Source organism: Gelidibacter sp. (assembly GCF_053579655.1).
In genome coordinates, this window is the sequence record NZ_JBMDWE010000031.1 from 43,845 (window position 1) to 52,511 (window position 8,667).

9 protein-coding genes are annotated in these 8,667 nt (G+C 36.6%); 6 read left to right on the forward strand and 3 right to left on the reverse strand.

Annotated elements, in window-relative coordinates:
- Nucleotides 1–166: 166 nt before the first annotated feature.
- The 6 genes from ACOH2D_RS14410 (at nucleotide 167) to ACOH2D_RS14435 (ending at nucleotide 6,856) form a co-directional block, all read left to right on the forward strand.
- On the forward strand, nucleotides 167–1,894 hold the full coding sequence (locus tag ACOH2D_RS14410) for a thiamine pyrophosphate-binding protein (protein ID WP_449535642.1): 1,728 nt from the start codon (nucleotides 167–169) through the stop codon (nucleotides 1,892–1,894).
- Between the two features lie 246 nt (nucleotides 1,895–2,140).
- Complete coding sequence (locus ACOH2D_RS14415; RefSeq protein WP_348035498.1) at nucleotides 2,141–2,395, forward strand: hexameric tyrosine-coordinated heme protein; 255 nt, start codon at nucleotides 2,141–2,143, stop codon at nucleotides 2,393–2,395.
- A gap of 446 nt (nucleotides 2,396–2,841) precedes the next feature.
- Entirely contained in the window at nucleotides 2,842–4,320 is a 1,479-nt protein-coding gene (locus ACOH2D_RS14420) for a potassium/proton antiporter (RefSeq protein WP_449535643.1), read from the forward strand.
- A 204-nt stretch (nucleotides 4,321–4,524) separates the two neighbouring features.
- On the forward strand, nucleotides 4,525–4,941 hold the full coding sequence (locus tag ACOH2D_RS14425) for a hypothetical protein (protein ID WP_449535644.1): 417 nt from the start codon (nucleotides 4,525–4,527) through the stop codon (nucleotides 4,939–4,941).
- Between the two features lie 63 nt (nucleotides 4,942–5,004).
- Nucleotides 5,005–5,376 (forward strand): bleomycin resistance protein, encoded by a 372-nt coding sequence (locus ACOH2D_RS14430; RefSeq protein ID WP_449535645.1) that lies wholly within the window; start codon nucleotides 5,005–5,007, stop codon nucleotides 5,374–5,376.
- A gap of 307 nt (nucleotides 5,377–5,683) precedes the next feature.
- A complete protein-coding gene (locus ACOH2D_RS14435) occupies nucleotides 5,684–6,856 on the forward strand; it encodes an LETM1-related biofilm-associated protein (protein ID WP_449535646.1) in 1,173 nt (390 codons plus the stop codon).
- Here the strand turns inward: ACOH2D_RS14435 and ACOH2D_RS14440 are convergent, their stop codons facing one another.
- The 3 genes from ACOH2D_RS14440 to ACOH2D_RS14450 form a co-directional block, all read right to left on the reverse strand.
- Nucleotides 6,857–7,612 carry a LytR/AlgR family response regulator transcription factor gene (locus ACOH2D_RS14440; protein ID WP_348034882.1) on the reverse strand — a complete coding sequence of 252 codons (756 nt, stop codon included), beginning with the start codon at nucleotides 7,610–7,612 and terminating at the stop codon, nucleotides 6,857–6,859. It lies immediately after the preceding gene.
- 37 nt (nucleotides 7,613–7,649) lie between these two features.
- Nucleotides 7,650–7,964 carry a 2TM domain-containing protein gene (locus tag ACOH2D_RS14445; protein WP_449535647.1) on the reverse strand — a complete coding sequence of 105 codons (315 nt, stop codon included), beginning with the start codon at nucleotides 7,962–7,964 and terminating at the stop codon, nucleotides 7,650–7,652.
- A partial coding sequence (locus tag ACOH2D_RS14450; RefSeq protein WP_449535648.1) for a 2TM domain-containing protein occupies nucleotides 7,964–8,667 on the reverse strand: 704 nt, incomplete at its 5' end. The genes ACOH2D_RS14450 and ACOH2D_RS14445, both read right to left, overlap by 1 nt.

The following is an 8,667-nucleotide window of genomic DNA, read 5'->3' on the forward strand; positions in this document are numbered from 1 at the left end:
TGAGCGTGTTGAAAATTTTAATACCCATGAAACAGCTCCTTAACAAACAGATTTTTAGCATTAAATAAAATAAACACATGAATCGAGCATGCTAAAAGTTTTCCCCCTTTGGGAATTATTAATTGCGAATAGCATGTTACCATTGAAAAACAATAAAAATTATAACATGAAAAAAACAGGTGCATGGTTAGTCGTTAAAGCATTAGAGCAACTCCCTATTTCGCATACATTTGGTGTTCCTGGAGTTCATAACACAGAGATTTATGACGAATTAAACAAGTCTGAAAAAATCAAACCAATTTTGGTTACCCATGAAGGCGGTGGCGCGTTTATGGCCGATGCCATCAGTCGTACATCAGATAGCATTGGAACTTTAGTCATTGTTCCTGCAGCTGGAGTGACGCATGCCTTAAGTGGCATTGGCGAAGCTTTTTTAGATGGCATTCCTATGCTGATCATCTCGGGCGGGATTCGTACCGATGTTAAAAAAAGTTATCAACTTCATGAATGGGACATGCACTCGGTTTTGAGCGGCATTACTAAAAAGACCTATAAACTAACGAAGCATGAAGACATTATGTCTAGCGTTTTTGAGGCTTATAATATTGCAACTTCCGGATGTCCTGGCCCTGTTTTTATAGAAATACCAACCAATGTTCAATTGTTTAAAGGCGAAGTTTCAGAAATATTAACTTATAAAAAACAAGACAACACACCAACCGTACTCGCGTCTCAAATAGACGAAGCCATTCGAATTATTTCAGGATCTAAAAAAGTGGGACTGTTTTTAGGTTGGGGTGCTAAAGAAGCCACTGCTACAAGCATCCAAATTGCCGAACGACTAAACGCTCCAGTATCCACAACACTACAAGGCTATAGCGTATTTCCAGGCGATCACGAATTATTTACAGGCATGGGTTTTGGTCCTGCATCGGTACCCGCTTCAGAAAACGCCTTTAAAGATATTGATTGCTTAATTGCCGTAGGCACACGGTTTGCCGAAATCCCAACAGGAAGCTATGGCGCCACAGTTCCAGAGAACTTGATTCATATTGATATCGACAAAAATGTTTTCGATAAAAACTACAAGAGCAAACTCGCCATTGAAGGCGATGCAAAACAGGTTTTAGAAAGCTTATTGACAGAACTAAAAAATAAGAATATCACAAAAAACAATTCTAATTTAATTAGTTCCATTGCAAAAGATAAACAAGCGTATTACAAGGAATGGTCTGATTATAAATTTGATAGGGTAAATCCGTATCTCTTTTTCAAGAGTTTAAGAAGCCATTTGGATGACGACGCGATTACAGTTGTGGACGACGGTAATCACACCTTCCTGACCGTTGAGTTATTTCAGAATTTAAAAAGTAAACATTTAATCAGCCCGACCGATTTCAATTGCATGGGTTACTGTGTTCCTGCAGCCATCGGCGCTAAATTTGCCAATCCAAACAAACAGGTTATTGGAATCGTTGGTGACGGTGCATTTCTGATGACTGGATTGGAGTTGTTAACTGCAAAACGGAATAATTTAGGAATCGTGATTTTCGTATTTCATGATGGTGAGTTGTCTCAAATCTCACAAGGCCAAGAAATCCCTTATAACCGAAAAACCTCCACCGTTTTGGGCGATTTCAACATCGATGGCATTGCGCACGCCGTTGGTGCGGAATATTTGCTCATTGAAAACGATGCTCAGACCGATCAAATTATTAGTACGGCACTTAAATCTGCTCAATCAAATAAAACGGTGTTGGTGGATATTCATATCGATTATAAAAAGCGCACCCGATTTACGAAAGGTGTCGTGAAAACTATTTTAGGGAATTTTCTCTTAAAGGATAAAGTTCGGTTTATTGGCAGGGCAATGACACGAAAGATTTTGGGGTAGGTGTAAAATGAACCAAGATACTTCGACAAAATCAGCAACCGCCGCTGCGCTGTTAGAATTAAGAACATAGACTTGCATCGTTAAGGGTTCCAATGATAACATTTGAATTTCACAATCAAACATAATTATATGAGACGACCAATTCTTAAGAAATTGATTATTTTAGTTCCTAGTTAAAAATAAATACTAAATTTTCATAATTTGCTGTAAACGTTACAGCATTTATAATCATAAAAAACAATAAAAATGGCAGATCAATTTGACTTAATACCCGGCAATTCATTAATCACAAAAACTCCAGAAGAAGGACGACAATTAGCTGTAAAAATGGCACGACTTATCATAAAAGTTACGCAACCAGACGCAGCGGTTAGAGAGAAACTACGCCCTGTATATGCAGACGATGCGGCCATGCTAATCGCCATTGGTCAAACTGTGGCCACCGAATTTGCAACCATTGCTGCGGCAAATAATTACTGGAGAATCGGGAAAAAACTGTGACCTTAAAAAAGCACACACTCATAAAAAAAAGAGTTGGGTGGCAGTTTTCATAGTTCTTAAATTAATAAGGCAAGGCTTAAATATCAATGATTCAATAGTGGATTCATCCTTACATACTTTTTTAGCGTAGAGGGTTTTATGAGATTCTACAATTCGACTGTTTCCACAAAAAAGTAAAATGCCAGTTTACTTGATAAAGTAAATCGAAAAAAGGAAAAACAATACTTTAGCAATAAGAGAAGATTACCATGAAAACATAAACACTTATTGAATTCGCCTAAAATTAAAACAATCCAAACTTGACAATTAATCAACACAAAAAAAATCAACTTTCAGACCACCAAAATCAGTTTATTCAACATAAAAAAGAAGGTAACACAAATTCCTTTTATCAATAAAAATAAAAACAAGTATCTTTACACCGATTGATTTAAGATAAGGAACGCATGATTCTAACCAGTGAAAACATCCTATTAGTTGGCTCTATATTACTTTTTATAAGCATTATTGTAGGGAAAACTTCTTACAAATTTGGAGTCCCAACATTAATACTGTTTTTAGCCATAGGCATGCTGGCTGGTTCCGATGGTATTGGCGGCATCAGTTTTGACAACCCAAAAACCGCACAGCTCATTGGTGTTGTTGCCCTTAACTTCATTCTATTTTCTGGTGGTCTCGACACCAATTTTAAATCCATAAAACCCATTCTTAGAGAAGGACTTGTACTATCCACCATCGGTGTTTTGCTCACGGCAGTTTCACTAGGAACATTTGTGTATTACGTTACCGACCTAACCATCTATGAAAGCATGCTATTGGGTTCTATCGTTTCATCAACAGACGCAGCCGCCGTTTTCTCTATTTTACGTTCGAAAAGTCTCGCGCTAAAAAAGAACCTCAGACCTACACTGGAGTTGGAAAGCGGGAGTAACGACCCCATGGCCTATGTACTGACTATTGCGTTTTTAACCTTAGTCATTAACCAAGACATGAGTTTAGCATCCATTGTTCCCATGTTTTTTCAGCAAATGATTTTGGGTGCCGGTGCAGGTTTTGGCTTTGGAATAGCGAGTAAATTCATCATCAACAGAATCAGGCTCGACTTTGAAGGCCTCTACCCTGTTTTGGTTATCGCTTTAATGTTCATCACATTTTCAGCAACAGATTTTGTAGGTGGTAACGGCTTCCTCGCCATATACATTTGTGCGCTGTACTTAGGAAATCAAGATCTCATCCATAAGAAAACCATATTAAAAATGTACGATGGTTTGGCTTGGCTGATGCAAATTGTCTTGTTCCTTACTTTAGGACTTTTGGTTTTCCCTTCTGAAATCGTGCCTTATATTGGCATTGGACTGCTTATTTCCTTATTCTTGATCATCGTTGCGCGACCATTGGCCGTATTTATCAGTTTGATGTTTTTCAAAATGAAATTAAGAAGACGCTTTTATATCTCATGGGTCGGCTTGCGTGGCGCCGTACCGATTGTATTTGCAACATATCCATTGTTGGCAGGCATTGAAAAAGCAGATATGATGTTCAATATCGTATTCTTTATATCCGTAACGTCTATTCTAATTCAAGGGACAACATTATCCATTGTGGCAAAATGGCTCAAAGTAGGTCTCCCTGAAAAAGCGAAAAAGATTTCAGAAATAGACCAACTCATTTTAGATCTCCCCAAATCTTCAATGCAAGAATTTGAGATTTTACCCGACTATTTCGCAGTTAACAAACGTATTGTAGATGTAAATTTTCCTGCATCGGCATTTATTGTCATGATAAAGCGCGATAAACAATACATCCGTCCGGGTGGTTCTACTGTAATTAAGGCACATGACGTATTAATGGTGCTCGCCGATACGCCTAAGGATTATATCAAAGTTCAGGAATCCCTTGAAATCCCTCATTACTCATTGATTTAAATCACATCCACCAATCGTGGCAGATTTAAAACCATCGCAAAAAATCGAAATCCTTTTATAGAATTCAATTAACTTTTCTCTCCGAGGCTGGGACTTTTCTTTATGTTGAAATGGACTAAAATATATGTTTGGGATTAAATATGTTTTATTCTATCTTTAGTCTATACCCATTCTGAAAAATAATTCCTAAAAGAGAGTTCAATTATGAAAATACGCTATCCTAAAAAACGTTTAAAAGTCAACTTGATTCTTGGAATTGTATGGTTGGTATTCGGCATTTTAGCATTTACATTTGATGGAACCAACCTCTTTAACCTGGGCTACCTAGCTTTTGGCTTGATTTATCTTGGCCTGTATCTCTTTGAAAACAGTAAACAATATTTGACCATTGAAAATGGCGTGATCACCAAAAACACCCTCCATCCAAAAAGCATCAAACTCAACGAAATCAATCACATCAACGACTTTGCAGGAGATTATGTGCTCAAAACTGAACATGAGGAATTATCAATTAACAAGTCATATATAGAAAAGAATTCTCTTTTGGCATTGGAGACCATTTTGGAGGGTTTGAATTTAGACGTGAAGGAAACAATTAATGTCCAATCAAATCTCTCATAAATCAACTGGTTTTAAGATGGTTTGATTTATTGATGGGTAAATTATCACAATAATTAATACCACATGCTCACAGAAATCCACCCAAAACTCCCCATGCGAAATAAAAGCGTGACCAAGGCCTTCTATTTTGACTTAGGCTTTAAAAACTATGGAAACGCCGATTATGACGGCTATTTGATGCTATATAAAGATAAGGTTCAAATTCATTTTTTCGAGTTTAAAAACCTCGACATTAATGAAAATTACGGTCAAATTTATATCAGAACCGATGCCATTGAAATACTTTACCAATCCTTCTTAAAGAAAAATATAAAAATCCATCCAAATGGTCCTTTAGAAATAAAACCGTGGGGACAAAAAGAATTTTCAATAGTAGATCCTGATAATAATTTATTGACGTTTGGAGAATCCATTACAAATCAGATCTTTGAATAAAAGCAAAATCATCGGACTCATATTATGGTTTTCATGAACCATACTTTATTTCTTTTTAAGAAATGATGTGGCTGAAATAAAACAAACACATGTATTTGCAAAGCATTTTTGAAGTTAATAGCTCCCGATAAAATATTTTCAAGGTAAACAGCATCAAATTTATTTTTGTTTGGTTCACAAAAATGGCTTTTCTACGATCTCTAAATGGGATAACATTTATATAAAGAAACCAACCAATAGATCCCAAAAAAACATCCGCTACAGGACCATAAATTAGGTATCTTTACAGCCTAAATGATTGATGACTATGAATCCCTCTGCTTCTGGCTGGATAAAAAAATTATTAAAAGAAGTTTCGGTTGATGAAACATTTTTCAATAAGCCTCTTGAAACCTTTTATCAAGATCTCAAACATTGTGGCTTCATTTATGGCAGCAATGTCGGAATTGTGAGCAATGCCCTTCCAAAAAACGACCTTACCGACGAAGAATTGTGCAAGGCAAATTTAATTTTGACCTTCTACTATTTTTATAAAAATAATCCATCCGAAGAAAAATTCATTGATACCGTCATCAGCTTTTATAGTGCCATAACCGTTAGCAAAGCCTCTATTTTTGACGCTATTTTAGGGAAAAAGAAATCAGCAGCGCTTTTGGAAGACCTTATCGAAAAGCGCATTCATATTGACGATAATATCTTTACCAAAAACTTTAATTATTTTATTACCAATGCACTTTTATTTGTTGACGTCATTGCTTATGAGAAATTCTTAAAGACCAATAGTGTTTCAGATCAGCATTTGTTGAGATTTGAAACCGCCATAGAAACCATAGTCATTGAGGTTTTCGAATCCAAACTTCAAAAAAGCAAGTATGATGATAGCTTAGCGAAGTTATTTAAAGACTCCAGACGCTACCATAACAATGAGCCTATGGATTATGGCGATGCGATTACTGCCCTTGAAACCGATTTAGAAAAACAGTACACCATTGATATTGCGAGCATGGCTTCCTGGACCGATAGTAAGGTTGACCAAAGTGAAAATAAGTTCTTGACTCAGTTTTGCAGTCATTTAAATGTGGATAGAACAGTTTTGACCCAATCCATTTCAGACATTGACACTTTTTATTCTTCAAACAATAACCGTATTGCCACGCTAGGTTCCAAGAATTTTGTGCAAAGCTTTTATGACAATTCCAGCAAGATGGTCATCACACTGATCCGAAGAAACAGCAAGCGCTTGGTAAAGGAACTCAGGGAAAGTAAAGAATTGATGGTCCTATTGACAAAATCCACCCAACGCGAACTGACGGACCAAGAACATAAAAAAATTCAGGAGCAACTGTTGGATATTTTCAAATCCATCCCAAGTTTGGCCATCTTTATGTTGCCTGGAGGTGCCATCTTATTGCCGTTATTTATTAAGTTTATTCCCAAGTTGTTGCCATCGGCATTTGATGACAACCGAATTGACGATTAACTATTCCAGCCAATCCTTAAACTCTTTAACGCGTTCCCTTGCGACAATAACATCCTGTTCCTTATAAGTGTTCAGTTTAATTTGAAGACGCGAATTGGTATAACTAATCATATCCTTAATAGCATCGATATTCACATAAAACTTTCTGCTTATTCGAAAAAACTTATTGGGTTCTAAATCGGGCTCCAACTGTTCCAAAGTGACATCTAATAAATAGCTACGGCCATCAGAAGTATAAAGATAAGTGCCTTTGTTTTCGCTATAAAAACATTCAATATCTTCAATAGCAACCAACTTTAGATGTTGTCCCACCTTAACCGAAAATCGTTTTTTGTAATTCCTGTCCAACGGATTGACCAACATGCTTCTGATCTGATCAAAGTCAATAAGCGCTGGTTTTTGCGTTGGTATTCGAGATTTATATTTTGCAACGGCCTTTGCTAAATCATCGTCGTCAATGGGTTTCAATAAGTAATCAATACTGTTGAGTTTGAAAGCTTGCAATGCGTATTCATCATAAGCGGTCGTAAAAATAACAGCCGAATTAATCTCCAAAGCTTCAAAGATTTCAAAAGATAATCCATCGCTCAACTGAATATCTAAAAATATCAAATCGGGATGTGTGTTTTCTGAAAACCAAGCTATGGATTCTTCCACCGAATGCAACATGGTTTCGGCCTCAATTTCCAAGTTCGACAGCATGCGCTGCAAACGGCGCGCAGAGGGCTTTTCGTCTTCTATGATGATTACGTTCATTTGGTTTGTTTTATTTTAGAAGGAATACGCGTTGGCATTATTCCCATTTATTCTTCCGTTCTTTTTCCATCAATTCCCTGATCTTTCTTTCTTCCCAATCTTTTCCAAGGATGGCATAAGGTAAAAACACCGATAGTCCATGAGCGAAAAGTCCAATGCCCCAGAAAAAAAGGGTAAAGAAATTCCGCCATTGAAAATAGTTTTCATCGGGTCCCATCTGTTGGATATTTACAACAACGACCATTAAATTAACCACTATATAAACCAAGAGATGGATGTAAAATCCTCTAATTCTCTTAACGCGTTTCTTAGCTCTTTCGTAACGTTCCTGTTCAAAATAATTCGATTCCATTAATTCCATGTTTTAGTGTGTCGTTCTTTATCTAAAATTTCCTTAATTTTTCGTTCCTCCCAATCCTTTCCGTAGCCAAATACGCTAAAGGCCTGAATGACAAGTCCCATCCCCCAAGCCAACATTGGGAACCAAAACCATTGATAGTGCCAAGAAGTTTTATAATTAATGAATATTAAAAATGGGATGATAATACAATAAGACACTAAACTTCTAAAGAAAGCCTTGAGGTCTTCGACTCTTTTTTGAGCGCGATTATAGGCGTCTTGTTCACTATATTGATGTGTTGTTTCCATGATTGAAATTTGTTTGGTCAAGATGGGGATTTTTACTTTAAAGAAGTTTTCAAATTCTTCGATCAAAACCTTCCGTTTGGTCAAAATCCCATATCTGTTGACGATATTTTGAAGTCCCACGCCCTTTCTAGTTTGAAGGACTTCCTTTTTCTGTAAATTATTTTGTACTACCAAATAGTTACCCTCCACTGAAATTTTGATATGTAAAGGTTTTGATTCGCTTGCAATATTGTGCTTGATGGTATTTTCCAAAAGCAATTGCAAGGACAAAGGCACGACCTTGGCCTCTGGATCCATAAAATACTCAGGGATTTCAAAATTGATACTGTTTTCAAAGCGCATTTTCAATAAATTCATATAGGTTTTGGCAAACTCCAACTCCTCGGTTACCGTAACCAACTCCTTAT

Coding starts and splice junctions, on each gene's coding strand:
- ACOH2D_RS14420 (WP_449535643.1), top strand. CDS start 2,842: ATGATTCTAACCAGTGAAAACATCCTATTAGTTGGCTCTATATTACTT.
- ACOH2D_RS14440 (WP_348034882.1), bottom strand. CDS start 7,612: ATGAACGTAATCATCATAGAAGACGAAAAGCCCTCTGCGCGCCGTTTG.
- ACOH2D_RS14425 (WP_449535644.1), top strand. CDS start 4,525: ATGAAAATACGCTATCCTAAAAAACGTTTAAAAGTCAACTTGATTCTT.
- ACOH2D_RS14445 (WP_449535647.1), bottom strand. CDS start 7,964: ATGGAATCGAATTATTTTGAACAGGAACGTTACGAAAGAGCTAAGAAA.
- ACOH2D_RS14430 (WP_449535645.1), top strand. CDS start 5,005: ATGCTCACAGAAATCCACCCAAAACTCCCCATGCGAAATAAAAGCGTG.
- ACOH2D_RS14435 (WP_449535646.1), top strand. CDS start 5,684: ATGAATCCCTCTGCTTCTGGCTGGATAAAAAAATTATTAAAAGAAGTT.
- ACOH2D_RS14410 (WP_449535642.1), top strand. CDS start 167: ATGAAAAAAACAGGTGCATGGTTAGTCGTTAAAGCATTAGAGCAACTC.
- ACOH2D_RS14415 (WP_348035498.1), top strand. CDS start 2,141: ATGGCAGATCAATTTGACTTAATACCCGGCAATTCATTAATCACAAAA.